This is a genomic window from Paraburkholderia rhizosphaerae (assembly GCF_004366595.1).
In the GTDB taxonomy this organism is placed as follows: domain Bacteria; phylum Pseudomonadota; class Gammaproteobacteria; order Burkholderiales; family Burkholderiaceae; genus Paraburkholderia; species Paraburkholderia rhizosphaerae.
Window position 1 is genome coordinate 1 of the sequence record NZ_SORE01000016.1, and the last position, 24,075, is coordinate 24,075.

Below are 24,075 nucleotides of genomic sequence, written 5' to 3' on the forward strand. Positions count from 1 at the left end.
CATCGCGACGCCTTCGGCCGGCCCTTCGAGCGGCTTGCCCATATACGTGACTTCGCCGTCAGTCGGCTCGATCAGCCCCGCGATGATGCGCAATAACGTCGACTTGCCCGAGCCCGAACGGCCCAGCAGCCCGACGATTTCGCCTTCGCGCAGCGACAGGTTCGCATCTTCCAGAACCAGCAGTTCGCCCTGCGTCTTGTTGAAACCGCGGCAGACATCCTTGACGCGCAGGATCTCGTCGCCGAGGCGCGGCGGCATCGGCGGCGTCTGGATCGGCGCGGAAGTGGCGGCTTTAGGGTTTTGCATCGCGTTTTGCCTTCAGTTGCAATCAATCGAGCCGCAGTCGCGATTCGGCATGCGCGTACAGCGGACGCCACAATAGCCGATTGAACAGGGTCACGAACAGGGACATCACCGCGATGCCCAGGATGATCTTCGGATAGTCGCCGGCTTCGGTGTTCTGCGCGATATACGCGCCCAGCCCATGCGCGGCGAGCCGGGTGTGCCCCCACTGCACGAACTCCGCGACGATGCTCGCGTTCCACGCGCCGCCCGACGCGGTAATCGCGCCCGTGATGTAGTACGGGAACACGCCCGGCAGCATCGCCTGACGCCACCATTGCCAGCCGCGAATGCGGAAGTTTTTGGCCGCTTCGCGATAGTCGTTCGGATAGGCGCTCGCGCCCGCAATCACGTTGAACAGGATATACCACTGCGTGCCGAGCACGATCAGCGGCGACAGCCAGATATCCGGGTTCAGGTTGAAGCGCACGATCACGATCACGAACACCGGAAACAGCAGGTTCGCCGGGAACGCGGCGAGGAACTGCGCGACCGGCTGGATCTTTTCCGCGAGCGCCGGGCGCAGCCCGATCAGCACGCCAAGCGGCACCCAGATCACCGACGCAATCGCAATCAGCACGATCACGCGCAGCAGCGTGATCAACCCCATCGCAAGCACATGCCCGATTTCATCGAGCGTCACGCCGGTGCGGACATAGGCAATCACGCGATAGAGCACATAGACGGTGACCACCAGCACGAGCAACGCCCAGATCGCGTCGCCGATGCGGCGCGTGGTGGCGCCAGGCGCGACCGGGAAACGCACCGGCCCGACCGACGACGACAGCCGGATCGGCACCCGCGCCGCGCGCGCGAAGAACCAGCCGAGCGGCACCAGCAACTGGTGAATCAGGCGCGTGCGGCGAATCAGGTCGAGCAGCCACGACTCGGGCGCATCGCCCGAGCTGGTGTTTTCCATGCGGAACTTGTCGGCCCATGCGACGAGCGGCCGGAACAAAAGCTGGTCGTAAAGCAGGATCACGATGGTCATCGTCAGGATGACCCAGCCGATCGCGCGCAGGTTCTGCATCGCGATGGCCTGCGCGAGATACGCGCCGACGCCGGGCAGCGTGATCGTATGGTTGCCGACCGTGATCGCCTCCGATGCGACGACGAAGAACCAGCCGCCGGACATCGACATCATCATGTTCCAGATCAGGCCGGGCATCGAGAACGGCACTTCGAGCTTCCAGAAGCGCTGCCAGGACGTCAAATGAAAGCCGCGCGACACTTCGTCCAGATCGCGCGGCACCGTGCGCAGCGACTGATAGAAGCTGAACGTCATGTTCCAGGCCTGGCTCGTGAAAATTGCGAAGATCGCCGCGAGCTCCGCGCCGAGCACGCGCGACGGCACGAGCGCCAGAAAGAACGTCACCGTAAACGAAATGTAGCCGAGCACCGGTACGGACTGCAGGATATCGAGAATCGGCACCAGCACCTGCCCGGCTCGCCGGCTCTTCGCGGCGAGCGTGCCGTACACCAGTGTGAACAGCAGCGATGCGGCCATCGCCGCGAGCATGCGCAGCGTCGTGCGCATCGCATACTCGGGGAGGTTCGCCGGATCGAGCGAGATCGCCTGGGTTTGCAGCGTCGAGATCGGCGCCAGCGTCTCGTGAAAACCGATCGCCGCCATCGCGATCGCGCAGATGATCAGCGGGAACGCGACGAAATCCCAGCGATTGGGTAGTACCCGCCACGCCGATGCGTTCGCAGTGCGATTCAGATTGAAGCTGAAGAGATCCATCAGGCCCCCTTGCGATTCGCGACGGCCTGGGTCGCGTCGGCGCTCGAGCGGCGATGCGTGGCGCGAAATGACGGGAAGCGGTCCGGAAAGCTGGAATCGAGCATGGCAAAACGCATGTGCGCGGTGATCGTTGGCGTTTGGTGACGCGTCGTGCCCGAGTGCAGACCGCGTCGGCCGCCGCGCTCGTCGCGCGTGCCTCGCCGATGACTGCAGGGTGCCTCGGGGACGCGCCGCCGCTGGCGCCGGCCACCGGAATCCGAAGGCTGGCGAGCTTTCCCTATTTTGGACCGCACGACAGTACACCAACCAGCATGACGGGCACAACCATCCGCACGTGAAACCCGCCGGTGCGGCGCGTGATCAGTCGCCAAATCGTCGCGCGCAAGCCACAGCGGCGCGCGATCCACCCTATTCAGAAACGCGCTGCCAGGCCGATAAGAATTCAGTCAAGGTCCGTGTATGCAAATTACAGGCTGGCACACAGCCGCGCGGCGGTTAAAATCTGAAAGCGCTCCGGCGGCATACTGCCCCGTGGACCTGGGACTGGCCGGGCCGCACGGCACATCACGAGGAAAGCGGCCCGGTGCCGGCGCGTTGCAACGAATGACCTTGCCGCATGTAACACATAGACGGATCTGAGGGTCGATGAAACGGACAACTTTGCGCCACGCGGTCGGGCCGGCCAGTTTCGTACTGGTCGCGCTCGTTTGCTGGTTCGTGTCCGGCCTCGTCGCTGACCGCATGGTTCAGCAGGAGCTGGACGGGGCGCTGCGCCAGCAACGCCAGATGTCGTCATCGATCGTCTACAACATGGCCGAGGTGATTGCGAGCGATCTCGCGATGTCGCGCGCCATTCCCGCGACCATGGCCGAACTGGGCGTGATACAGCAGGCGCTGTCGCATGCGGGCAATTTCGCCGCGCTCGGCCCCGACGCGGAACCGTCGCATCGCAACGAACTGCTGACGATGCCCGAACTTGCCGCCGTCAACAATTTCCTGCATGACGCGCAAGGCTTCTCCGGACTCGACATCATCTGGCTCGTCAATGCGAACGGGCTATGCGTCGCCGCGAGCAACGCACATAGTCCGCAATCGTTTATCGGTCTCGATATGCGTTCGCGCAGCTATCTGACCAACGCGCTACTTGGCGCATTCGGCGAGGCGTATGGCGTCGGTCGCATGAGCGGCGAGCCGGGCATTTTCATCTCGGCGCCGGTCTATGACGACGGGCTGCTGGTCGGCGCGATCGTCGCCAAGGTGGGTATCGCCCGCTTGCGCCACTGGGTCGCGCACGCCGGCACGTTCGTCACCGACGACAACGGCGTGATCATCATGGCGCATAACGCGGCGCTCGAAGGCGAGGCGATGCCGAATTCGCGCGTGACGCAGATGAGCGCGGCCGAACGCATGGCGACTTACCACCGCGAGGTATTTCCGGCGGTGCAGATCCAGCCCGTTACGCGCCGAGGGCTGCGCGACGCGCGATGGGTGCCCGACAATATCGCCGCCCAACTGTTCGAGATGCCGGGGCAAACGGTGCCGACGCTGTATCAGTCGCGCAGCGGACTGAACTCGGGGCTCTCCGCGCATCTGGTGGATCCGCTCGCCGCATGGAGCGAACTGCTGCGCAATCACCGGCGCGATCACATGCTGGTGTTTCTGACGCTCGCGGGCACGGTGTCGCTCGCATGGGTGATTACCGTGTCGTATCTGCGCGAGCGCCGCCATCATCGCGCGACACGCGATCTGGCCGAACAGCTGCAGGCGGCCAATACGCTGCTGTCCGCTGAAGCACGCCACGACGCGTTGACTGGCGCGCTATCGCGCCGCTACTTCCTCGATCTGCTGCGGCATGAGATCGATCGCGCCCACGCAACCGGCGAACCGTTGTGCATGGCGATCGCCGACCTCGATCACTTCAAGCAGATCAACGACCGCTTCGGCCACGCGGCAGGCGACCGCGCGCTCGAACATTTCGTCGACACCTGCCGCACCGAGCTGCGCGGCAGCGATGCGATCGGTCGTCTGGGCGGCGAAGAGTTCGGCATTCTGTTGCCGGGGACCGCGCTCGGCGCGGGGCTTGAAGTCGTCGAACGGCTGCGCGTCGGTCTGAAGGCGATGCCGTGCGCGAAACTGCCGGCTACCGCGGGCTTGAGCGTGAGCATCGGCATCACCGAGCTATCGCCGGACGACTTGCCCGAGCGTATCGTCAGCCGTGCCGATCTCGCACTTTATGCGGCAAAATCCGGCGGGCGCGATCGCAGCGCGGCGGTTCCACCGGACGATACCGCGCCGCCGGCGCGCACTCCGGCTACTGCGCTTTGAAGCCAGGCGCTTCGATGTACCGCCTGCAAGCCGGCGCTTCGATCCCGGCGCTTTGATGCACGCGCTTCGATTCCAACCCATCGAACCCTTCGCTCGCCCTGCCGCGGCAAACCTGACGCGGCAAGCGCGACGCATTCTCACCGCCCGATGTACGCTAACCGCTGTCGTCACTGGAACGAAGCGGTATCATCGACTGGAAACTTACATCCGAAGATAGTTACCGCCGTTCTACCGGGAGGTTCGCATGAAGGGAAATCTGGTGATCGTCTGCCGCGATCAGGATGCTGACGCGTTCGACCATCTGCTCGCCGAATACGGCTCGTTTCAGACGCGGTTGTCGTCGACCACGTGGTATCTGAAGCTCGACGCGTCGCCGGAGACCCTGCAGGAGGAAATCCTCGCGCGCCTCGGCAAATACACGACGCACTATATTTTCGAAGCGGAAACCGTAACGTGGAATACCGTCGATAGCGAGGCGGCCGCCGCACTCAACACGTTGTTCACCGAATAGCAGGCAGCCCGTTAGCGGCCAGTGGGCGTTCGTTCCATCGCTGATGCGGCACGCACCGCATGCCACTGCCACGCGAGTAGCGTGCGTGCCGCCACGCGCTCAACTCAACCACACGCTTTCCGACGCGGCCGTCGTGCGCGCTACCGACTCGAACGGAAAGGTCATCAACACACGCAAGCCGCGTCCATCGTGATTGCCGATTTCCCACGTGCCGCCCGCGCGGCGCACGAGCCGCTCGACGATCGCGAGGCCCAGCCCGCTATGGCCATTGCCACCACGCGCCGGATCGAGCCGGACGAACGGCCGCGCCGCATTGATCAGGTCCTGTGCGGCAATCCCTCTACCGTTGTCGCTAATCGATAGCGAATAGCCGGCGACCGTGCGCGCCGTCGCGACAATCACCGGCGGCGCGCCATACGCATGCGCGTTATCGAGCAGGTTCGACAGGATGCGATCCAGCGTCGCGGCCGGCAGCCTGAAGCCGGGGCCTGCGGTCAGATCGGTCTGCACGCCGCACGAGTCAGGGGAAACCGCCCGGTAGCTGCGCACGACACGCTCGCATTGCGCGTCGACTTCGACCGGTTCGCTGCGATCCGCACCGTCATGCGCGAACACGAGAAACTGGTCGACGATATGGGTCATCGAGTCGACATCGCGCACGACGCCATCGCGCATTTTCGGCTCTTCCATCATCTCGGCGCGCAGACGCAATCTCGCGAGCGGCGTCTTCAGATCATGCGCGACACCCGCGAGCATTACCGCGCGGTCGTTCTCCGTGCGCGCGACTTCCTGCACCATCTGGTTGAAACCGTGCGTGAGTTGCCGCAATTCGCGCGGCCCACGTTCGCGCACCGGCGGCACTGGCAAGCCGCGGCCGAAACGCGCGACCGCCTGCGCAAGCGAGCGCAGCGGTTGCTGCAGCTGCCAGGCGGCAAATAGCGCGGCCATCACGCCGGCGGAAAAAATGATGGTCAGCCACAGCACCATCCGGTCGAGCGACCTTGGCGGGCGCAGCGGCTGCACCGGCACGACGATCCAGTTGCGGTCAGTCGCGGCCTTCACCCATAGCGTGGGCGGCTTGCCCGGCATACCGACGCGCACCTGCGTCGAATCGGGCATCCGGTCGCGCACATCTTCGACAAAGCGGTCCAACGGCACCGGCAGATTGGCCGTCTCGCGCGGCACGTCCGGACTCGCCGGGTCGACGAGGCGTACGCGCGACGGCAGCGGCTGATCGGGAGAACGTGCGACGTGCTGACGCACCGCGTCGACGAGAAACGCGGCTTCTTCGACTGCATAACGGGTTTGCAGATTGCTGCGCTCGAGGCGGATCAGCGCATACCACGCGAAATGCGACAGCAGCAGCACTCCGACGACGAGCAATGCGAGCCGGCCGAACAGTGAATCAATGGGACGACGCATGTTGTTCGCCGTCCGGCACAAAAACGTAGCCTCGCCCGCGCACGGTCTGGATGAAACGGGGCACCGACGGGTCCGTCTCGAGGATACGGCGCAGGCGCCACACCTGTACGTCGATGCCGCGGTCGGTGCCGTCATATTCAGGCCCGTGCAGCAATTCGAGCAGGCGCTCACGCGTCAGCGTGCGCATCGGATGGTTCACGAAGATTTTCAACAGCGCGAACTCGCTGCCGGACAACGTCAGCGGCTTGCCTTCGAGACTCAGCGTGCGCGACTGGAAGTCCAGCGTAAAGCGCCCGAATGAAAACGGCTCGCGCTGCTCGGGCGCGGCGGCCGACGGCATCGTGCGCCGCCGGCGCAGCACCGCCTGCACGCGCGCGAGCAATTCACGCGGGTTGAAAGGCTTGCCGAGATAGTCGTCCGCGCCCAGTTCAAGACCGACGATACGGTCGACATCGTCCGCGCGGGCGGTCAGCATGATTACCGGAATATCGTCGCCCGATGCACGCAGCTTGCGCAGCGCGGTCAGCCCGTCCACACCCGGCATCATCAGGTCGAGCACGATCAGGTCCGGACGCTCGCGTTCGAGCCGGCGTTCGAGAGAGCCGGCATCGTGCAGCACCGACACCTCGATGCCCTGGCGCGCCAGATAGTCACGCAGCAGATCGCGCAGTTCGACGTCGTCGTCGACGACAAGGATTTGAGTAGCCATGGATCGAAGTTTAACGCGCAGCCGGGGCCTGTCCGTTGCAACTGGCCCCGAAAAGGGTTACCGGGTGTTACGGCGAAAGGCGCAAGTAATGTCGCGTAACAGCACGAACCATCCGCGTAACACGGCGCACATCGCTCGCCTCTACGCTGTGCATTACCGAATGCGGACCCGTACACGTCGTGACGGCCGCTCGTCGGATGTCACCTGGGAGCACTTTAATGTCCAACATGTCCAAAAAAACTTCTCGCCTTCTCGCTATTGCCGCTGCGTCGCTGTCGATCGGCGTCGGCGTCGCTTATGCCGCACAACCCTCGGGCCCGGGGGAAATGGGCCACGGCGGTGCTGGCGGCTGGCACAACCACTTCAAGCAGGAACTCAACAAGCTGCATGGTCAACTGAATCTGAACGCAGATCAGGAAAAACTGTGGCAAACCGCACTCGACACGATGAAGCAGAACCGTGAAGCGATGCGCGCGAACCGCAAGCAGATGCACGACCAGTTCAGGTCGATGGAGCAACAACCGATCCTCGACCTGAACGCGATGCATACCGCGCATCAGAAGATCGAGCAGCAGGATGCGCAACTGCGCGAGCAAACCTCCACCGCATGGCTGAATTTTTATAACAGCCTGAACGATCAGCAGAAGACCACGGTTAGCACCTCGCTCAAGCAGCACTTCGCGAAAATGGAACAGCGCCACGAGAAGATGCGCGAGCGTTGGCAGCATCGGCACGGCGACGCTGCCGCGTCGGCCGCGAAGCCGTCGTAACGCTATCTGACTGTCTGTCGGGCCGCCGCTGCTGCGGCGCCGGAACCCGCCACGGCATTGCCTTGCCGTGGCGTGCGCTCTTTTTGCATGCGGATCGCGACGATGCGCCGCTCCGCACGCGTTCACACGCGCAGCCCTGCTGCCGTCCCCGCTGCCTCTGCTGCCTCTGCTATTTACGCCGTGGTTCGCTGCGCCGTTTGCTCGTTCGTGCTGCGCCGCTTACCACCGCTCGCGGATCGCGTCTACCGCCTTATGCGCTTGACCGTCTGGCGCGTTGCGCCGCTTCGGGTAAAATACCGCCCTTTTGCGAGACCGGCCCCGGACAAGTCTTAATCGAAGTCTGGGCAAATCAGACGAAGCACGCCTTTTTTGACCGCCTAGAATAGCGTCGGCCGGACGCCGGGCCTTCGAGCCGTTGGCGTTCGCGCCTGAAGAACGCCGCAGCGGACGGCACCGGCAATCACCCAAGGCCGATCCTCGACGATCGGTGACAGGAGAAACATGAATAAGCTCGCACTGGGGCTGGCGCTCGCCGCCCTCGCCACGAGCGCGATGGCGAACGAACACAGCACGCTCGGCGAAAGCATCGCCGCCAGCCCGCAGAAGAACGACGCCACGCTGAAAACGATGGTCGACCATGCGCTGTCGACGCCCCGCAAGGAAGACCCGTCAGCGCAGCCTGCGAAGCACTATTTCGACGTCGATTGGCAGCCGGCCCGGTAAAGGACAAAAGCAAGCGCGTGTCGGCTAGCGCACATTCGCTCGGGGCACGCCCGGATGGGCCATTCGACGGGCTTGGTAATACAGTCGGAAAAGGCGCTGCCGGCCCGCAACGGCCAGGCAGTCATATTTCGCACAGCGGTGCGCGACGCGCGGCGCGGTGTGCACGGGGTGCGCTCCGGCAACCGTTCTGCCTAAGCGGACCGCGTCTTTTGCGGCACGCACGACGCGCCGTCAAGGACCCACTATGTTTCTGCAAGGTTACGGCCCGCTGATCCTGTCGGGCACGTTCCAGACGGTCAAGCTCGCGATCCTGTCGCTCGCGCTCGCATTCGTGCTCGGGCTGCTCGGCGCGGCGGCAAAACTGTCGAAGAACCGGCTTTCGCACGGAATCGGCACCGTCTATACGACGCTGATACGCGGCGTTCCCGACCTCGTGCTGATGCTGCTGCTCTTCTATAGCATCCAGATCTGGCTGAACAACCTGACCGACGCGCTCGGCTGGGATCAGATCGACATTGATCCGTTCGTCGCCGGCGTCGCCGTGCTCGGCTTTATCTACGGCGCGTATTTCACCGAGACCTTCCGCGGCGCGTTTCTCGCGGTGCCGCGCGGCCAGCTCGAAGCCGGCGCCGCATACGGGATGAACGGCTGGCAGGTGTTCTCGCGCATCATGTTTCCGCAAATGATGCGCTTCGCGTTACCCGGCATCGGCAACAACTGGCAGGTGATGGTGAAGGCGACCGCGCTCGTCTCGATCATTGGTCTCGCCGACGTCGTGAAGGCGTCGCAGGACGCCGGCAAGGGCACGCTGCGGTTCTTCTTTTTCACGCTGCTCGCGGGCGCGATCTATCTCGCGATCACCACCGTCTCGAACTTCGTGCTGCTGTACCTCGAAAAACGCTACTCGACCGGCGTGCGAAAGGCTGAACTATGATCGAGCTGATTCAGGAGTACTGGCGCAACTATCTCTATACCGACGGCTACCGCTTTACCGGTGTCGCAATCACGCTGTGGTTGCTGGTCGTATCGATCGGACTCGGTTTCTGCCTGTCGGTGCCGCTCGCGGTCGCGCGAGTCTCGAAGCGAAGATGGCTATCCACGCTGGTGTGGCTGTATACGTACGTGTTCCGCGGCACACCGTTGTATGTGCAACTGCTGCTCTGCTACACCGGGCTCTACAGCCTCGAAATCATCCGCTCGCACGAGCTGACCAACGCATTCTTCCGCGAGGGCATGAACTGCACGCTGCTCGCCTTCACGCTAAACACCTGCGCGTACACCACCGAAATCTTCGCCGGCGCGATCAAGGCGACGCCGTACGGTGAAATCGAGGCGGCGCGTGCATACGGGATGTCGCAATTCACGCTGTATCGGCGCGTGATTCTGCCGTCGGCGCTGCGCCGCGCGCTGCCGTACTACAGCAACGAAGTGATCCTGATGCTGCACGCAACCACCGTCGCATTCACCGCGACCGTGCCGGACATCCTGAAGATCGCGCGCGACGTGAACTCGGCGACCTACCGCTCGTTCGACGCCTTCGGCATTGCCGCACTGCTCTATCTGATCATTTCTTTCGGCCTCGTGTGGCTGTTCCGCCGCGCCGAGCGCCGCTGGCTCGCCTATTTACGTCCGCAGGGCAAATAAAGGCCCATCCCGGAGCCCGCATTAGAGCAAACACGGCCGGACACACAATGCTCCGGCCTTCAAGGATTCCGATGAACACCCTGTCTCCCATGCTTTTCGTCGACAACCTGCATAAGCAGTACGGCGATAACGAAGTCCTCAAAGGCGTCACGCTCAAGGCGAAACGCGGCGACGTGATCAGCGTGATCGGCTCGTCCGGTTCGGGCAAAAGCACGATGCTCCGCTGCATTAACTTTCTCGAACAGCCGAATGCGGGCCGCATCTTCGTCGACGGCGAAGAGGTCCGCACCGCGAAGGACAAAGCCGGCGCGCTGCGCGTGGCCGATCACAAGCAACTGCAGCGAATGCGCACGCGCCTGTCGATGGTGTTCCAGCATTTCAACCTTTGGACCCACATGACGGTGCTCGAGAACATCATCGAAGCGCCGCTGCATGTGCTCGGTCTGTCGCGCAAGGAAGCGGAGGAACGTGCGCGTACCTATCTGGAGAAGGTCGGGCTTGCGCCACGCGTCGAGAAGCAATACCCGTCGCACCTGTCAGGCGGGCAGCAGCAGCGCGTCGCGATCGCCCGCGCACTGACGATGCACCCGGATGTAATGCTGTTCGACGAACCCACGTCCGCGCTCGACCCGGAACTGGTCGGCGAAGTGCTGAAGGTGATGCAAACGCTCGCCGAGGAAGGCCGCACGATGATCGTCGTCACTCATGAAATGGCATTTGCGCGTAATGTGTCGAATCACGTGATGTTTTTGCATCAAGGACGCGTCGAGGAAGAAGGCCACCCTTCCGAGGTATTCGGGAATACGAAAAGCGAGCGACTCAGGCAATTCCTCGCGGGCAGCCTTAAATAATCCGAATTGCATGTAGTTTGTGTAGTATTACAAGGCGCTTACGCGCCTTTTTTATTGCCGCAAAGCCCCGCCGGAAAAGCCTCTAAAAGCTTCGTCATCCCAACATATGCACGCTTTCTTGCGTTGCGGCTGCTTACTCCCGACGATTTCCAACGTCAATAGTGGCAATCCTTGACCGACCCTGTCTTTAACCGCCAATCCCTTGCGGCATAAGGATTTACGTGCGTCTACACAAGCGATTCGCGGTCCTTCTGTCATACGTGTATTGCAATTTGGAGACATCTCTACCGCCGACGGCGATTTTGTTCGCCACCCTCGGGTATTTTTGCTAAATTAGTAACGAAAGTAGCAAAACAAAGTTCATTAAAAGTAGTTTCACTTCAAAACGCACAGGACATAACACAGAGGGAGATACCGGTCGGCGAGGATCGCGAAAGACGATTAGACAGCCGCAACGGCTGCGCGTCAGGAGACACCGATCATCCTGTATCTCTCTGCAAAAAAGTTTCCTGTCCGGCGCTGCTGGCGTCCGGATACCACTCGCAGTACTGGTTTCACTTTTTGACAGGGTATGGAGGAGAAGATGAAGAAAGCTTTGCTCGCCGCATCGCTGCTGACCATTGGCGTTGCTGCGCACGCACAGAGCAGCGTGACGCTGTACGGGCGTCTGGACGCTGGTCTCGAAGCCATGTGGGGTGTACCGCAGGGCCCTGCAACTGGCGCTGCAAACAACAGCACGCACCGCTTCCGCGCGGAGAGCGGCGACTGGGGTACCAGCCTGTGGGGTATGAAGGGCGCTGAGGACCTCGGTGGCGGCTACAAGGCCGTGTTCCAGTTGGAAGGCTCCTTCAACACGATGACGGGTCAAGGCCCGGGCGGCGGCGGTCTCTTCAATCGCTGGGCAACCGTGGGTGTTGCAACCGACCAGTACGGTACCCTGCTCCTCGGTCGCGAACTCTTCATCTCGAACGGCGTGTGGGACTTCGACCCGTTCGGTCAGTCGAACTGGTCGTCGGCATCGCTGGTGCGTGGCCGCAACTGGCCGCAATCGAGCAACAACATTTCGTACCAGTCGCCGAAGATCGCCGGCTTTGACTTCTACGGTCAATACGCGCTGTCGAACGCGACGAACTGGAACGGTAACGGCACGACGCCGCAAGGCCGCGAAGCCGGTGCGCAGGTCACCTACACGTCGTCGCTGTTCCAGGTGCGCGGTATCTATGACGAAATCCGCAACCCGGCCAACGGTATGCTCGGCGGCAACCTGACCGATCCGATCAACAACGGCAATGCGTCGGGCGGTGTGTTCGCGTTCTCGCGTGAATACACGGCTGCGGTGAACGTGTTCCTCGGCCAGTTCAAGATCCAGGGCGCTTACCAGGCAATCCGCACGTCGGGCATCACCGCGACGGCGCCGGGCCTGCCGACGACGCTCGATCACGAGTGGGGCGGTGTGACGTGGCAAGCCACGCCGGCTGCTGCACTGATTGCGGCCGTGTACCACGTGAACGCGAACAACGGCGGCGGCAACGCAACGATCTACACGATCGGTGGCTCGTACAACCTGTCGAAGCGCACGCTGCTCGACATCCAGGTCGCGACCACGCAAAACAGCAAGACGGCTAACTTCGGTCTGAACGCGAACAACCCGGGCACCGGCTTCCAGACGGACAACCCGCTGCCGGGTCACGCTCAGACGGGCGTGTACGCTGGTATCCAGCACTCGTTCTAATCGAAGGTTGCCAATACAACAGGTTTAGCTAGAGAACAGTTTTCACGCTGCTGCGAGAGGCGCGTATCGGTGCGATGTCCGAAAGGGTATCGCACCGTTTTTTCATGGTGCGCGCGATGTGCTGCGCGATAGGGCGCATGATGCGACGCCGAGCCCATGCACCGGGCCCACGCGCCGGGGTGTGTGCTTACACCGCTGCTTCGTTTTCTTCGCCGGTGCGAATGCGGATCACGCGCTCGACATCCGCGACAAAGATCTTCCCATCGCCAATCTTTCCGGTGCGCGCGGCGCCGATGATCGCATCGATCACCTGATCGGTCTGATCGTTCGCGACAACGACTTCGATCTTCACCTTCGGCAGAAAATCGACGACATACTCGGCACCGCGATACAGTTCCGTATGCCCTTTCTGACGTCCGAATCCTTTGACTTCGGTGACGGTCAGTCCCGTCAGACCGACCTCCGCGAGCGCCTCGCGCACTTCGTCGAGTTTGAACGGTTTGATGACAGCGGTGATGCGTTTCATAGCGAGCCTCGTGGTGGGTTCGAAAATGACAAAATCCGGTGTTGTTGTTTTTGATTCTACGCCGCGCCGGTCACATTACCAGCGCAGCGCCGCACAGTCGCCGTATTCAACGGGTTTGTGTCGCGACGCGTAGTCCGGAACGCGCACGCGCAATCTTCACTCGAGCGGTTCTGTATACCGGGACGTGATCGGATACCGCCAGTCGCGGCCAAACGCGCGATGCGTGACGCGAATGCCGATCGGCGCCTGACGGCGCTTGTATTCGTTGATCTTGATCAGCCGCGTCACACGCTTGACGTCTTCCGGTGCGAACCCGGCGGCAACGATTTCCGCCAGCGAGCGATCTTCTTCCATATACATCCGCATGATCGCATCGAGCGTGTCATACGGCGGCAGGCTGTCCTGATCGGTCTGGTTCTCGCGCAGTTCCGCGGAAGGCGCGCGCGTCAGGATACGCTCCGGAATGACGTCCTGCTTCGCGAACGACGTAGCCGCGTTGCGATAGTGGCACAACCGGTACACCAGGGTCTTCGCAATGTCCTTGATCACCGCGAAGCCGCCCGCCATATCGCCATAGAGCGTGCAATAGCCGACCGCCATTTCGCTCTTGTTGCCGGTCGTCAGCACGAGCGAACCGAACTTGTTCGATAGCGCCATCAGCAGCGTGCCGCGCACGCGCGCCTGAATGTTCTCCTCGGTCGCGTCTTCCGCGCGACCCGCGAACTCATCGGCAAGCGACGCGCGAAACGCGTCGAACATCGGCGCAATCGCGATCTCGTCGTAACGCACGCCGACGCGCCGCGCCATGTCGGCCGCATCGGTAGTGGAAATATCGGCGGTGTAGCGTGACGGCATCATGACTGCGCGCACGCGTTCGGCGCCGAGCGCATCACATGCGACGGCCAGCACGAGCGCCGAGTCGACGCCGCCCGACAAGCCGATGATCGCGCCCGGGAAGCCGTTCTTGTTGATGTAATCGCGCACGCCGAGCACGAGCGCCGCATAGACCTGCGCTTCAACCGATGTGTCAGGCGCGATCGCGGCCGCGACGGGCCGCGCGCCGTCGAATTCGACGATCGCATGACCTTCGTCGAACTGCGGCATCTTCGCGACGACCTCGCCCTGCGCGTCGAGCACGAACGAACCGCCGTCGAACACCAGTTCGTCCTGCCCGCCGACCATGTTCACGTAGACCATCGGCAGCCCGGTCTCGCGAATCCGCGCGCGCAAAATTTCGATGCGCATCGCTTCCTTGTTCATGTGATAAGGCGAGCCGTTCGGCACCAGCAATACCTGCGCACCGGCCGCCTTCGCGAGCTGCGCGGCGGATGCATGCCAGACGTCCTCGCAGATCACGATGCCATACGTTACGCCGTCCAGTTCGAACACGAACGGCTGCGGGTCGGACGCAAAGTACCGCTTCTCGTCGAACACCTCAGTGTTGGGCAGGTCCTGCTTCAGATAGGTGCCGACCACCGCGCCATTGACGATTAATGACGCCGCGTTGTAAGTGTCGAGCGGCGGCAAGCCGCGCTCGATCGGCGCGTTTGCATTACCATGGCCGTTCGCGACGTCACGGTGCGGATGGCCGACCACCACGTGCAGCCCTTCGAACGGCTTAAGCTGCACGGCAAGATCGGCAAGCGCCGCGGCGCTTGCCGCATAGAACGCGGGACGCAGCAGCAGGTCTTCCGGCGGATATCCGGACAACGCGAGTTCGGGCGCGACGAGCAGCTTCGCACCATTGCTGTGCGCGGCGCGCGCAGCGTCGACGAGCTTCGCGACGTTGCCGGCGAAATCGCCGACGGTGACATTCAGTTGGGCAAGAGCGATGCGGGTCTTCATGACTCGAATTAGACACTCGGCACGCCGCTTCGCGCGGCGCAACCGATCGGATCGGGAACGGTCAGCAGATTGAACCAGGAACGTTTTGATTATCTCACGGGCATTCTGACGTCGCCGCTTGAAGTGGACGCCGCCGAATGGAACGCGCTGCTCGCGCGCCAGGCTCAGCCGACGCCGTTCTTGCGGCACGAGTTCCTGAGCGCGCTGCATGCGTCGCGCTGCGCGGTGCCCGACACCGGCTGGGCGCCGCAATTCGTCACGCTGACCGACCCGAAGAGCGGCCGGCTCGCGGCCGCGGCGCCGGTGTACCTGAAGGGTCACTCGTACGGCGAATACGTGTTCGACTGGGCATGGGCCGATGCGTACAAACGCAATGGCCTCGCGTACTATCCGAAGCTCCTGTGCGCGGTGCCGTTCACGCCGGTGCAAGGCTCGCGTCTGCTGGCGGCGGACGATCGCGCGCTGCGCCATCTGGCGGCCACACTCGTCGCGTTTGCCGAGCAAGCCGATGTGTCGTCGCTGCATGTGCTGTTTCCGACCGATACCGAAGCGCAGGCACTGACCAGTCTGGGCATGATGCAGCGTGAAGGTGTGCAGTTTCACTGGCTCAACGACGGCTATCGCACGTTCGACGACTTCCTTTCGACGCTCGAACAGAAGAAGCGCAAGAACATCCGCGCGGAGCGCCGCAAGGTGCACGATGCGGGTGTGACGTTCCGGCGCCGCGTCGGCCAGGACATCTCCGACGCCGACTGGCGCTTCTTCAGCAAGTGCTATCGGCAGACCTACCGCGAACACTTTTCGAGCCCTTATCTGAATCTCGACTTCTTCCGGACCATCGGCGAATCAATGCCGGAAAACCTGATGATGGTGATCGCCGAGGCGGACGGTAAGCCGATCGCGAGCTCGCTCGTCGTGTTCCAGCGCGACCAGGTAACCGGCGGCACGCTCTACGGCCGGTACTGGGGCGCGCTCGAACACGTGCCGTGCCTGCACTTCGAGACCGCGTACTATCAGCCGCTCGAGTTCTGCATTGAGGAAAAGCTCGCGGTATTCGAAGGCGGCGCACAAGGCGAGCACAAGATGGCGCGCGGCTTTATGCCGACCGTCACGCGCTCGACCCATTGGCTCGCGCATCCGGCTTTTGCCGACGCGGTGTCGCAGTTTCTCGACAACGAGACCAATCACATCCACGCGTATGTCGATGAACTTCGCGAACACAATCCGTTCAGGAGCTAAAACAAAACCGTGACGCGCACGACGCCGTGGTTTCTCTATCTGATCGAATGTGACGACGGCAGTGTCTATACCGGCATCGCAATCGATGTCGCCGCGCGGTTCGCCAAGCACGTGAACGGCACGGGTGCGCGCTACACGCGTTCGCGCAAGCCGCTGCGTGTGCTCGCGTCATTCGAACTCAGCGACCGCGCGAGCGCGTTGCGCGCCGAGTATTGGGTGAAGCGGCTGACGCCTGCGGGCAAGCGCGCGCTCGCGGCCGGTGCGCGCACGCTCGATTCGGTGTTGCCGGCGCCCGCCGCGATACCACCAGACGATCCCCACGCCGTATGAAAAAACCGCGCAATACTACTCCGCGAGCACCGCGGCAGTCAGACCGGCGGCATGCCTTCGAGCGCTCGCGCGGCACTCAGTAGCCCGCCTAGCACCTTGTCGGCCACCTTCTGCGAAAAGCCTTCCGGTAGATCCGCCTGCACCGCCGCCACCACTTCTGGCGTACGCGCGACCAGTTCCTGAAGCAACGGCTCGACGTTTTCTCCATAGCCGACCTGTTTGGCCGTGCTGTTGAAGTGCCGGCGCTGAACGTTGTGCATCAGGTAGTGCCGGTTCTTGCCCAGCAGCGCCATCGCGAGTTTGAGGTCCTGCGCCGCCCACTGGTTCGGTCCGCGACCCATAACCGGATACGCGGACATCACGTCGTACATCGGCGTGAGCCTGAACCGTCCGCCTGTCCCCGGCTGCAAATGAATGCTGAAGTTCTTCGCGTGAGCGTCGGGCGCGCGCAGCATCCAGAACAGGATTTGTGAAGCCATCAGGGTGCGTAGATCCCGCTGCGGATCGAGCGACTGCTGCACAAGAGTGAACAGTTGCTTGAGGCCGGGCCCGCCCTCTTTCTCGTACTTGACGAGCGGCGATGTTCCGGTGGCCTGGCAGAAGTCTTCCTGGATGAGCCGGAACAGCTGGGTGCCATCGGATGACACGCGCCGGTCGAATCGCTCGACGACCAGTACCCGTTGTTTGCCGAACGTGGCGATATGCGCTTGCGCCGCGGAAACGCCGTACGCATTGAACAGGCGCAGGCACAGCCATTCGTTGTCCACGGAGGTCCTGAAGTCCGCCGGTCTGCCGCCGACCAGACCAAGTGGCAGCTTGAAGATGTGCGTGGTGGGCGTCGCACCCCGTGGCTTCATCCACTTGCCGTCCCACCACAGGAACGCATCTTTCTCCTGAACGCCGGCTAACGAAATCCGGAAGTCGTCATCAGGGTCGCTGACACCGGCGAAGCGGTCCGGAGTGACGACTTCAAGCAGATGGCGTTCGATGGCTTCGTCGTCCACAACGACGCCGTCGATGCCGTCGACAGTTGCAGGTGCCTCGCCCTCCGGCATCAGTTGCAGTGCGCCCACGCAATCGCGGCCGATCGCGGCCAGCAGATCGAAGGCATCGGTGGACCCGGTCCTGAAGCGGGCTGCAACGCGCTTGCGGATCGCGTCGCTGTCAGGCAGCAGACCTTCGAAGTAGTGAGCAACGTGGTCGCCTCTCAACGGTTCGTTGTTGAGATTGAAAGGCAGCGACAAAGATATGGGCCTTCCATGGGGAGAGGCAAGCCAGTCCGCATCGTAGTGCAGTTCCATCTCGCCGCGAGCCGTGACGGTCCAACGACCCACGTGTTCCCCGTTGGCCCAGAGAGTCAGGGTCTGGCTATGTGACCGGCGCCCCATTTCACCACTCCGTCCTGTTGACGGGTCCGACGCTTGCGCGCTCACCCAGCCGCAATTCCAGCCCGACGACCGCACACCAGCTTAACAACTGCCTGAAACTGAGTTCGTCGGGATGCTGTTCGAGGTAAGAGACACGGTTCTGGCTCAGGCCCAAGCGAGCCGCCACCTCGGTCTGCGTAAACTTGCGGCGCTTGCGAGCAGACTTCAGCAATTGACCGAGCTGCAACGCAGTCATGAGCGGTTGGAACGGCAGGCTGTCGGGCATAGAAAATATCCGAGATTCGGCTATTTTCATTTTATCTGAAATACAGATATTTCGCAAATATCCGTATTTCAGATATACCGGAAATATCCGAAATACGGATAAACGGCGCACCGTCGGCCTCGTTGCGCACCGGATCCTTCGGACCAATCGCCACAAAAGTACAGTACGCTACCCGCTGCTCGTAACAAATCCGCCCACACGCGACGAACACTATCCGGTATGCCCTACGCGAACTTCTCGCAGCGCGCCCGCGCGCTTTTCATCGATTCGATCTGGTGGACGGTCATCTTGCTGTTCATTCCGCTCGGCCCTTCGACCGGCGATCTGCTGAGCCGTCCTGACTCATTGGGCCTGACTGTCGCGTTCTGGTTGCTGGTTGGGCAGTGCGTCCCGATCTTGATCACGGGCGTGATGTGGGCGCTGTGGGGCACCTCGCCCGGCAAACGCGCGGTGCGCATACAAATCGTGGACGCCGACAGCGGCAAGCCCATCACACCGCGACAGGCTCTGCTACGGACTTTCGGCTATCTGCTCACCTTCGCGATGTGCGGTGCGGGCTTTCTGTGGATACCGTTCAACCGGCGGGCCCAGGCGCTGCATGATCGAATCGCCAACACGGTGGTCGTGAATGCTGCCACCGTCACCGACGTCCCGGCCAAGACGGTCAGGACAACCCCTGTCGCGCGATCGGAGCTGTAAATCGGAGGCGTAAAAAAAGCGCCTCACGTGAGGCGCCTCTTCAGGAATACCTTCGTTTGCCGATTACGCCGGCCTACTTCTTGTAGTTCGCAGCGCCGTCCGTGATTTCCTTGTGCGCGGCATCGATGCCGGCCCACCCTTCGATCTTCACCCACTTGCCCTTCTCGAGCGCCTTGTATTGTTCGAAGAAGTGCTTGATCTGGTCTTTCAGATAGCCCGGCACGTCGTCGACCGATTTCATATGCGCGGTCATCGGGCAGATCTTGTCGTGCGGCACCGCGATCAGCTTCGCGTCGACGCCGGATTCATCGGTCATCTGCAGCATGCCAAGCGCGCGGGCGCGCACCACCGAGCCCGCGAGCAGCGGGAACGGCGTGATCACCAGCACGTCGACCGGGTCGCCATCGCCGGACAGCGTCTGCGGAATGAAACCGTAATTCGCCGGATAGCGCATGCCGGTGCCAATAAAGCGGTCGACGACGAGCAAGCCCAGTTCCTTGTCGGCTTCGTACTTCACCGGATCGCTTTGCGCGGGAATTTCGATGATGACATTGAAGTCTTGCGGCAGATCTTTGCCGGGCGGGACGGTATTGAAACTCATGGCTGCTCTCTGGTGACGATGGAAATCGGGGACGCGGACATGATGCGCGGGTCGCGATCCTTGCATGACGATCCGCGACGGACCGCGGTAGTCTGCAACGGATTGCATCGATCCGCATTCGACGTGCTTGCCGATCTGATCAGGCAAGGGCCGGGCGCGCCGCAGGAAAGCGCCATTATAGCGAATCAGCCGATATCACCCGCGTGCGATCGGCGCGATAATCGGCGTATTGTCTGGCTATTTCGCTTTCGCTCATACCGTTGCGCCGCGATGCATCCTGCGTAGCCGTTCGCGCATCAACGTGTGTGGCTGTATATGCCGCAGTGAAGGCCCGCGGCCGGCGCGCGCCACCCGACCTTTCAATTGAGCGCGTAGTCAGCACCCGTGCAAGGCCAGTTGCTTCGATCGCCCGCGCGCATCCGATCCGGAATCCGTCGCAGGGCTGCCAATCATCCCTTTCGACAAGGAGCATGCATGGAAGAAGCGAAACACTTCATTGGCAACGAATGGACCGCGTCCGCGGGCGGCGACACGCTCGCCGTGATCGATCCATCGGATGGCCAACCATTCACGCGTCTTGCGCGCGGCAACGCAGCCGATATCGACACCGCCGTCAACGCCGCAAGGCGCGCATTCGACGGCGCGTGGGGCGCGCTGAGCGCCGCCGAGCGCGGCCGTCTGCTGTATCGGCTCGCGATGCTGGTCGGCGCGTGTCACGAGGAACTCGCGCAGACCGAAGCGCGCGATACCGGCAAACCGCTGCGCCAGGCGCGCGCCGACGCCGCAGCGCTGGCCCGCTACTTCGAGTTCTACGCGGGCGCGGCCGACAAGCTGCACGGCGAAACCCTGCCCTACCAGTCCGGCTACACGGTGTTCACGATTCGCGAGCCGCATGGCGTGACCGGTCATATCGTGCCGTGGAACTATCCGATGCAAATTTTCGGTCGCAGCGCCGGCGCCGCGCTCGCGACCGGCAACGCGTGCGTCGTGAAGCCTGCCGAGGACGCGTGCCTGTCGGTACTGCGCGTCGCGGAGCTGGCCGCGGAGGCCGGCTTGCCGGCCGGCGCACTGAACATCGTCACCGGGTATGGACATGAGGCGGGCGCGGCGCTCGCGCGTCATCCGGGCATCGATCACATTTCGTTCACCGGTTCGCCGGAAACCGGCAAGCTCGTCACGCAGATGGCCGCGGAAAACCACGTACCGGTCACGCTCGAGCTGGGCGGCAAGTCGCCGCAAATCGTGTTCGCCGATGCGGACCTCGAAGCGGCGCTGCCGGTGCTCGTGTCGGCCATCGTGCAGAATGCCGGCCAAACGTGTTCCGCCGGCAGCCGCGTACTGATCGAGCGAGGCGCGTATGAGCCGCTGCTCGACCGGCTGGCGACCGCGTTCAATGCACTACGCGTCGGGCCGTCGCAGGCGGACCTCGACTGCGGGCCATTGATCAGCGCGAAGCAGCAGCAGCGCGTGTGGGATTTTCTGTCCGATGCGCAGCACGACAACATCGCGATGGCCGCGCAAGGACACGTGATCGCCGAAGCACCGGAAAGCGGCTTCTATCAGGCGCCGACGCTGTTGCGCGATGTGCCGCCGCAACACCGTCTCGCGCGCGAGGAAGTGTTCGGTCCAGTGCTCGCCGCGTTGCCGTTCGCCGACGAGGACGAAGCGCTGGCGCTCGCGAATGGCACCGCATACGGACTCGTCGCCGGCATCTGGACGCGCGATGGCGCGCGGCAATTGCGCGTCGCGCGGCGCGTGCGGTCCGGTCAGGTGTTTATCAACAACTACGGTGCGGGTGGCGGCGTCGAGTTGCCGTTCGGCGGCGTCAAGCATTCGGGGCATGGGCGGGAGAAAGGCTTCGAGGCGCTGTATGGATTCACGGTACTGAAGACGGTGGCGATCCGGCACGGTTGATGGCGTGCCAGGCCAACCTGACGAGCGGGTCGAGCGCGACGCCGGTCGAGCGCGACGCCGATCGCAAGCACAGCAACACAAGAACTCAAACTCGCCGCACGCGCGCCAGTCAGGCGCCGAGACGCAACCTGGCGAACCGCGGCATCGGACATTGGAGACATCATGCGGCTGAAAAATAAAACCGCCGTCGTCACGGGTGCAGGCTCAGGCTTCGGCGAAGGCATTGCCAAAACCTACGCGCGCGAAGGCGCCAACGTCGTCGTCAACGACCTGAACGGCGCGGCGGCCGAGCGCGTCGCCAGCGAAATCGCGCTCGCCGGCGGCAAGGCAATCGCGCTCGCCGGCGACGTCACGCGCAGCGGCGACTGGAACCAGTTGCTGCAAGCGGCGCTCGAAGACTTCGGCAGCGTGCAGATCGTCGTCAATAACGCGGGCACCACGCATCGCAACAAGCCGGTACTCGACGTCACCGAAGCCGAGTTCGATCGCGTCTATGCGGTGAACGTCAAAAGCATCTACTGGAGCGCGCGGGCGTTCGTTCCATATTTCCGCAAGTGCGGTGGCGGCGTGTTTATCAATATCGCGTCGACCGCCGGCATCCGTCCGAGGCCTGGCCTCGTCTGGTACAACGGCAGCAAAGGCGCGGTGATCGTCGCGAGCAAGTCGCTCGCAGTCGAGCTCGGCCCGGACCACATTCGCGTGAACTGCGTGAACCCGGTGATCGGCGAGACCGGGCTGCTGTCCGCGTTCATGGGCGTCGAAGACACGCCGGCCAACCGTCAGCGCTTCCTCGCGACCATTCCGCTTGGGCGCTTTTCGACACCGCAGGATGTCGCGAACGCCTGTCTGTATCTCGCATCGGATGACGCGGAGTTCATCACCGGCGCGTGTCTGGAAGTGGACGGCGGGCGCTGCGTTTAGACCTGCGATGTAATCGCATACGGCGTCTGCGCGCGCAACACACCGGGCGCGCCGCGTGAGCAGGCGCGCGCGCCTGCTCAGTGTTTTCCCCACGCTTTCAAATAACTTCTATTGCGTGAAGCGGGACTAGAATCGCGATCGGCGGTACCTACCTTTCCAGAATAATGAGGAGACACGATGGCCAGTCCAGCGAATCCGCTTCATCCATCCGGCGCGGGCGCGCCGCCATCCAGTTTCGAAGAAGCGACCTACCGGAAAGTTGCGTGGCGTCTCACACCGCTGCTGATGCTCTGCTATGTGGTCGCGTATCTCGACCGCGTGAATGTCGGCTTCGCGAAACTGCAGATGCAGACTGACCTCAGCCTGAGCGACACCGTGTACGGCTTCGGCGCCGGCATCTTCTTTATCGGCTATTTCATCTTCGAGATTCCGAGCAACGTAATCCTCCATCGCGTCGGCGCACGTGTGTGGATCGCGCGGATCATGGTGTCGTGGGGCATCATCTCCGCGCTGACGATGTTCGTCACCACGCCGACAATGTTCTACGTGATGCGCTTTCTGCTCGGCGTCGCCGAAGCGGGCTTTTTCCCCGGCATCATTTTGTACCTGACGTATTGGTATCCCGCGCACCGGCGCGGCCGGATGACGACCTGGTTCATGACCGCAATCGCGCTATCGGGCGTGATTGGCGGTCCGATCTCCGGCTTTATCCTGAAAGCGTTCGACGGCGTGAACGGCTGGCACGGCTGGCAGTGGCTGTTCCTGCTCGAAGGCATACCGTCCATCATCGTCGGCATCGTGGTGTTTCTCGTGCTTGACGACCGGATCGGCAAAGCCGCATGGCTGACCGACGAAGAGCGCCAGTTGCTCCAGCGCAATATCGATGCCGAAGACGCGACCAAAGAAGACCCGCCGATCCGCCAGGTGCTCGCGAGCCCGCGCGTATGGCTGATGAGCCTGATCTACTTCTCGTTCGTGATCGGCCTGTACGGCGTGAGCTTCTGGCTGCCGACGATCATCAAGGCGACCGGCGTCGCCGACGCGTTCGCGATCGGCCTGTTGTCCGCGATTCCGTTCGCGGCCGCGGTGGTCGCGATGGTGCTGGTGTCGCGCAGCGCGGACCGCGCCCGCGAGCGACGCTGGCACGTCGCGATACCGGCCTTCGCGGGCGCACTCGGACTCGTGTTGTCGGTAGTGTGGGCGCATAGCACGCTGCTCGCGATGGCATCGCTGACGCTCGCGACGATGGGCATCCTGACCACGCTGCCGCTGTTCTGGAGTTTGCCGACCGCGTTTCTCGCCGGCACCGGCGCGGCGGCCGGCATCGCGATGATTAATTCGATCGGCAATCTCGCGGGGTTTCTTGGCCCGTATGCGGTCGGCTGGCTGAAGCAGGCGACCGCGGCCAACGATGCGGGGATGTATCTGCTCGCCGCGTTTATGGTACTCGGCGGACTGCTGGCAGTCAGCGTGCCGGCGCGGCTGGTGAACAGGTAGATAGAGCAAGCGATTCGCCGAAGCGGAGTGGCAACGCATCGCGCCCGCCGCCCCGCTTCGCCAAACCCGTTACGTCA

Annotated in this window: 23 protein-coding genes; 14 read left to right on the forward strand and 9 right to left on the reverse strand. The window is 62.9% G+C overall.

Annotated elements, in window-relative coordinates; translation table 11 throughout:
• Together BX592_RS20430 and BX592_RS20435 are read right to left on the reverse strand one after the other, a co-directional pair.
• Window positions 1-306, reverse strand: a 306-nt coding sequence (locus BX592_RS20430) for an ATP-binding cassette domain-containing protein (protein ID WP_134193873.1), incomplete at its 3' end; no start/stop codon positions are given.
• A gap of 22 nt (window positions 307-328) precedes the next feature.
• On the reverse strand, window positions 329-2,086 hold the full coding sequence (locus tag BX592_RS20435; protein ID WP_134193875.1) for an ABC transporter permease: 1,758 nt from the start codon (window positions 2,084-2,086) through the stop codon (window positions 329-331).
• 645 nt (window positions 2,087-2,731) lie between these two features.
• Here BX592_RS20435 and BX592_RS20440 point away from each other — a divergent pair.
• Both BX592_RS20440 and BX592_RS20445 read left to right on the forward strand, forming a co-directional pair.
• On the forward strand, window positions 2,732-4,411 hold the full coding sequence (locus BX592_RS20440) for a sensor domain-containing diguanylate cyclase (protein WP_134193877.1): 1,680 nt from the start codon (window positions 2,732-2,734) through the stop codon (window positions 4,409-4,411).
• A 244-nt stretch (window positions 4,412-4,655) separates the two neighbouring features.
• Window positions 4,656-4,922 (forward strand): double-stranded DNA-specific endonuclease, encoded by a 267-nt coding sequence (locus tag BX592_RS20445; protein WP_134193879.1) that lies wholly within the window; start codon window positions 4,656-4,658, stop codon window positions 4,920-4,922.
• Between the two features lie 99 nt (window positions 4,923-5,021).
• Here the strand turns inward: BX592_RS20445 and BX592_RS20450 are convergent, their stop codons facing one another.
• Together BX592_RS20450 and BX592_RS20455 are read right to left on the reverse strand one after the other, a co-directional pair.
• Window positions 5,022-6,344: an ATP-binding protein gene (locus tag BX592_RS20450; protein WP_134193881.1), complete on the reverse strand. Its 1,323-nt coding sequence runs from the start codon at window positions 6,342-6,344 to the stop codon at window positions 5,022-5,024.
• On the reverse strand, window positions 6,328-7,053 hold the full coding sequence (locus BX592_RS20455; protein ID WP_134193884.1) for a response regulator: 726 nt from the start codon (window positions 7,051-7,053) through the stop codon (window positions 6,328-6,330). The genes BX592_RS20450 and BX592_RS20455 overlap by 17 nt, the downstream gene beginning before the upstream one ends.
• A 227-nt stretch (window positions 7,054-7,280) precedes the next feature.
• Between BX592_RS20455 and BX592_RS20460 the strand changes: the two genes are divergently transcribed.
• The 6 genes from BX592_RS20460 to BX592_RS20485 all read left to right on the forward strand — a co-directional run bounded on the left by BX592_RS20460 (window position 7,281) and on the right by BX592_RS20485 (window position 12,773).
• Window positions 7,281-7,823, forward strand: coding sequence for a Spy/CpxP family protein refolding chaperone (locus BX592_RS20460; protein ID WP_134194131.1), 543 nt, complete (start codon window positions 7,281-7,283; stop codon window positions 7,821-7,823).
• A 501-nt stretch (window positions 7,824-8,324) separates the two neighbouring features.
• On the forward strand, window positions 8,325-8,546 hold the full coding sequence (locus BX592_RS20465; protein WP_134193886.1) for a hypothetical protein: 222 nt from the start codon (window positions 8,325-8,327) through the stop codon (window positions 8,544-8,546).
• A gap of 244 nt (window positions 8,547-8,790) precedes the next feature.
• Window positions 8,791-9,480: an ABC transporter permease gene (locus tag BX592_RS20470; RefSeq protein WP_134193888.1), complete on the forward strand. Its 690-nt coding sequence runs from the start codon at window positions 8,791-8,793 to the stop codon at window positions 9,478-9,480.
• The gene (locus tag BX592_RS20475; protein WP_134193890.1) at window positions 9,477-10,190 is read left to right on the forward strand and encodes an ABC transporter permease; all 714 of its coding nucleotides are present in this window, start codon (window positions 9,477-9,479) and stop codon (window positions 10,188-10,190) included. Before BX592_RS20470 ends, BX592_RS20475 begins: the two co-directional genes overlap by 4 nt.
• A 71-nt stretch (window positions 10,191-10,261) precedes the next feature.
• The gene (locus BX592_RS20480; RefSeq protein WP_134193892.1) at window positions 10,262-11,041 is read left to right on the forward strand and encodes an ABC transporter ATP-binding protein; all 780 of its coding nucleotides are present in this window, start codon (window positions 10,262-10,264) and stop codon (window positions 11,039-11,041) included.
• A gap of 583 nt (window positions 11,042-11,624) precedes the next feature.
• On the forward strand, window positions 11,625-12,773 hold the full coding sequence (locus BX592_RS20485; protein WP_134193894.1) for a porin: 1,149 nt from the start codon (window positions 11,625-11,627) through the stop codon (window positions 12,771-12,773).
• Between the two features lie 187 nt (window positions 12,774-12,960).
• On the opposite strand, the gene glnK is transcribed toward BX592_RS20485, so the two are convergent.
• Both glnK and BX592_RS20495 read right to left on the reverse strand, forming a co-directional pair.
• Window positions 12,961-13,299 carry a P-II family nitrogen regulator gene (gene glnK / locus BX592_RS20490; protein ID WP_061179489.1) on the reverse strand — a complete coding sequence of 113 codons (339 nt, stop codon included), beginning with the start codon at window positions 13,297-13,299 and terminating at the stop codon, window positions 12,961-12,963.
• A gap of 156 nt (window positions 13,300-13,455) precedes the next feature.
• Window positions 13,456-15,144 (reverse strand): NAD+ synthase, encoded by a 1,689-nt coding sequence (locus BX592_RS20495; protein WP_134193896.1) that lies wholly within the window; start codon window positions 15,142-15,144, stop codon window positions 13,456-13,458.
• Between the two features lie 69 nt (window positions 15,145-15,213).
• Between BX592_RS20495 and BX592_RS20500 the strand changes: the two genes are divergently transcribed.
• Together BX592_RS20500 and BX592_RS20505 are read left to right on the forward strand one after the other, a co-directional pair.
• A complete protein-coding gene (locus tag BX592_RS20500) occupies window positions 15,214-16,383 on the forward strand; it encodes a GNAT family N-acetyltransferase (protein ID WP_134193898.1) in 1,170 nt (389 codons plus the stop codon).
• Window positions 16,384-16,392: 9 nt separating this feature from the next.
• The gene (locus BX592_RS20505; protein ID WP_134193900.1) at window positions 16,393-16,713 is read left to right on the forward strand and encodes a GIY-YIG nuclease family protein; all 321 of its coding nucleotides are present in this window, start codon (window positions 16,393-16,395) and stop codon (window positions 16,711-16,713) included.
• Between the two features lie 38 nt (window positions 16,714-16,751).
• Here BX592_RS20505 and BX592_RS20510 read toward each other — a convergent pair whose 3' ends face one another.
• Together BX592_RS20510 and BX592_RS20515 are read right to left on the reverse strand one after the other, a co-directional pair.
• Entirely contained in the window at window positions 16,752-18,101 is a 1,350-nt protein-coding gene (locus tag BX592_RS20510; RefSeq protein ID WP_134193902.1) for a type II toxin-antitoxin system HipA family toxin, read from the reverse strand.
• A gap of 1 nt (window position 18,102) precedes the next feature.
• Window positions 18,103-18,366 (reverse strand): helix-turn-helix domain-containing protein, encoded by a 264-nt coding sequence (locus tag BX592_RS20515; RefSeq protein WP_134194133.1) that lies wholly within the window; start codon window positions 18,364-18,366, stop codon window positions 18,103-18,105.
• A gap of 219 nt (window positions 18,367-18,585) precedes the next feature.
• Between BX592_RS20515 and BX592_RS20520 the strand changes: the two genes are divergently transcribed.
• Window positions 18,586-19,065, forward strand: a complete 480-nt coding sequence (locus BX592_RS20520) for an RDD family protein (protein WP_134193904.1) — start codon at window positions 18,586-18,588, stop codon at window positions 19,063-19,065.
• A 73-nt stretch (window positions 19,066-19,138) separates the two neighbouring features.
• Here the strand turns inward: BX592_RS20520 and ppa are convergent, their stop codons facing one another.
• Window positions 19,139-19,666 (reverse strand): inorganic diphosphatase, encoded by a 528-nt coding sequence (gene ppa / locus BX592_RS20525; protein ID WP_134193906.1) that lies wholly within the window; start codon window positions 19,664-19,666, stop codon window positions 19,139-19,141.
• Window positions 19,667-20,140: 474 nt separating this feature from the next.
• Between ppa and BX592_RS20530 the strand changes: the two genes are divergently transcribed.
• The 3 genes from BX592_RS20530 to BX592_RS20540 all read left to right on the forward strand — a co-directional run bounded on the left by BX592_RS20530 (window position 20,141) and on the right by BX592_RS20540 (window position 23,998).
• Complete coding sequence (locus tag BX592_RS20530; RefSeq protein WP_134193908.1) at window positions 20,141-21,580, forward strand: aldehyde dehydrogenase family protein; 1,440 nt, start codon at window positions 20,141-20,143, stop codon at window positions 21,578-21,580.
• A 162-nt stretch (window positions 21,581-21,742) separates the two neighbouring features.
• Complete coding sequence (locus BX592_RS20535; protein ID WP_134193911.1) at window positions 21,743-22,501, forward strand: SDR family oxidoreductase; 759 nt, start codon at window positions 21,743-21,745, stop codon at window positions 22,499-22,501.
• A gap of 177 nt (window positions 22,502-22,678) precedes the next feature.
• Window positions 22,679-23,998 carry an MFS transporter gene (locus tag BX592_RS20540; RefSeq protein WP_134193913.1) on the forward strand — a complete coding sequence of 440 codons (1,320 nt, stop codon included), beginning with the start codon at window positions 22,679-22,681 and terminating at the stop codon, window positions 23,996-23,998.
• The last annotated feature ends 77 nt before the right edge of the window (window positions 23,999-24,075 follow it).

Excerpts from the sequence above, each read along its gene's own strand:
- BX592_RS20435 (WP_134193875.1), bottom strand. The coding sequence starts at position 2,086 with ATGGATCTCTTCAGCTTCAATCTGAATCGCACTGCGAACGCATCGGCG.
- BX592_RS20440 (WP_134193877.1), top strand. The coding sequence starts at position 2,732 with ATGAAACGGACAACTTTGCGCCACGCGGTCGGGCCGGCCAGTTTCGTA.
- BX592_RS20445 (WP_134193879.1), top strand. The coding sequence starts at position 4,656 with ATGAAGGGAAATCTGGTGATCGTCTGCCGCGATCAGGATGCTGACGCG.
- BX592_RS20450 (WP_134193881.1), bottom strand. The coding sequence starts at position 6,344 with ATGCGTCGTCCCATTGATTCACTGTTCGGCCGGCTCGCATTGCTCGTC.
- BX592_RS20455 (WP_134193884.1), bottom strand. The coding sequence starts at position 7,053 with ATGGCTACTCAAATCCTTGTCGTCGACGACGACGTCGAACTGCGCGAT.
- BX592_RS20460 (WP_134194131.1), top strand. The coding sequence starts at position 7,281 with ATGTCCAAAAAAACTTCTCGCCTTCTCGCTATTGCCGCTGCGTCGCTG.
- BX592_RS20465 (WP_134193886.1), top strand. The coding sequence starts at position 8,325 with ATGAATAAGCTCGCACTGGGGCTGGCGCTCGCCGCCCTCGCCACGAGC.
- BX592_RS20470 (WP_134193888.1), top strand. The coding sequence starts at position 8,791 with ATGTTTCTGCAAGGTTACGGCCCGCTGATCCTGTCGGGCACGTTCCAG.
- BX592_RS20475 (WP_134193890.1), top strand. The coding sequence starts at position 9,477 with ATGATCGAGCTGATTCAGGAGTACTGGCGCAACTATCTCTATACCGAC.
- BX592_RS20480 (WP_134193892.1), top strand. The coding sequence starts at position 10,262 with ATGAACACCCTGTCTCCCATGCTTTTCGTCGACAACCTGCATAAGCAG.
- BX592_RS20485 (WP_134193894.1), top strand. The coding sequence starts at position 11,625 with ATGAAGAAAGCTTTGCTCGCCGCATCGCTGCTGACCATTGGCGTTGCT.
- glnK (WP_061179489.1), bottom strand. The coding sequence starts at position 13,299 with ATGAAACGCATCACCGCTGTCATCAAACCGTTCAAACTCGACGAAGTG.
- BX592_RS20495 (WP_134193896.1), bottom strand. The coding sequence starts at position 15,144 with ATGAAGACCCGCATCGCTCTTGCCCAACTGAATGTCACCGTCGGCGAT.
- BX592_RS20510 (WP_134193902.1), bottom strand. The coding sequence starts at position 18,101 with ATGGGGCGCCGGTCACATAGCCAGACCCTGACTCTCTGGGCCAACGGG.
- BX592_RS20515 (WP_134194133.1), bottom strand. The coding sequence starts at position 18,366 with ATGCCCGACAGCCTGCCGTTCCAACCGCTCATGACTGCGTTGCAGCTC.
- BX592_RS20520 (WP_134193904.1), top strand. The coding sequence starts at position 18,586 with ATGCCCTACGCGAACTTCTCGCAGCGCGCCCGCGCGCTTTTCATCGAT.
- ppa (WP_134193906.1), bottom strand. The coding sequence starts at position 19,666 with ATGAGTTTCAATACCGTCCCGCCCGGCAAAGATCTGCCGCAAGACTTC.
- BX592_RS20530 (WP_134193908.1), top strand. The coding sequence starts at position 20,141 with ATGGAAGAAGCGAAACACTTCATTGGCAACGAATGGACCGCGTCCGCG.
- BX592_RS20535 (WP_134193911.1), top strand. The coding sequence starts at position 21,743 with ATGCGGCTGAAAAATAAAACCGCCGTCGTCACGGGTGCAGGCTCAGGC.
- BX592_RS20540 (WP_134193913.1), top strand. The coding sequence starts at position 22,679 with ATGGCCAGTCCAGCGAATCCGCTTCATCCATCCGGCGCGGGCGCGCCG.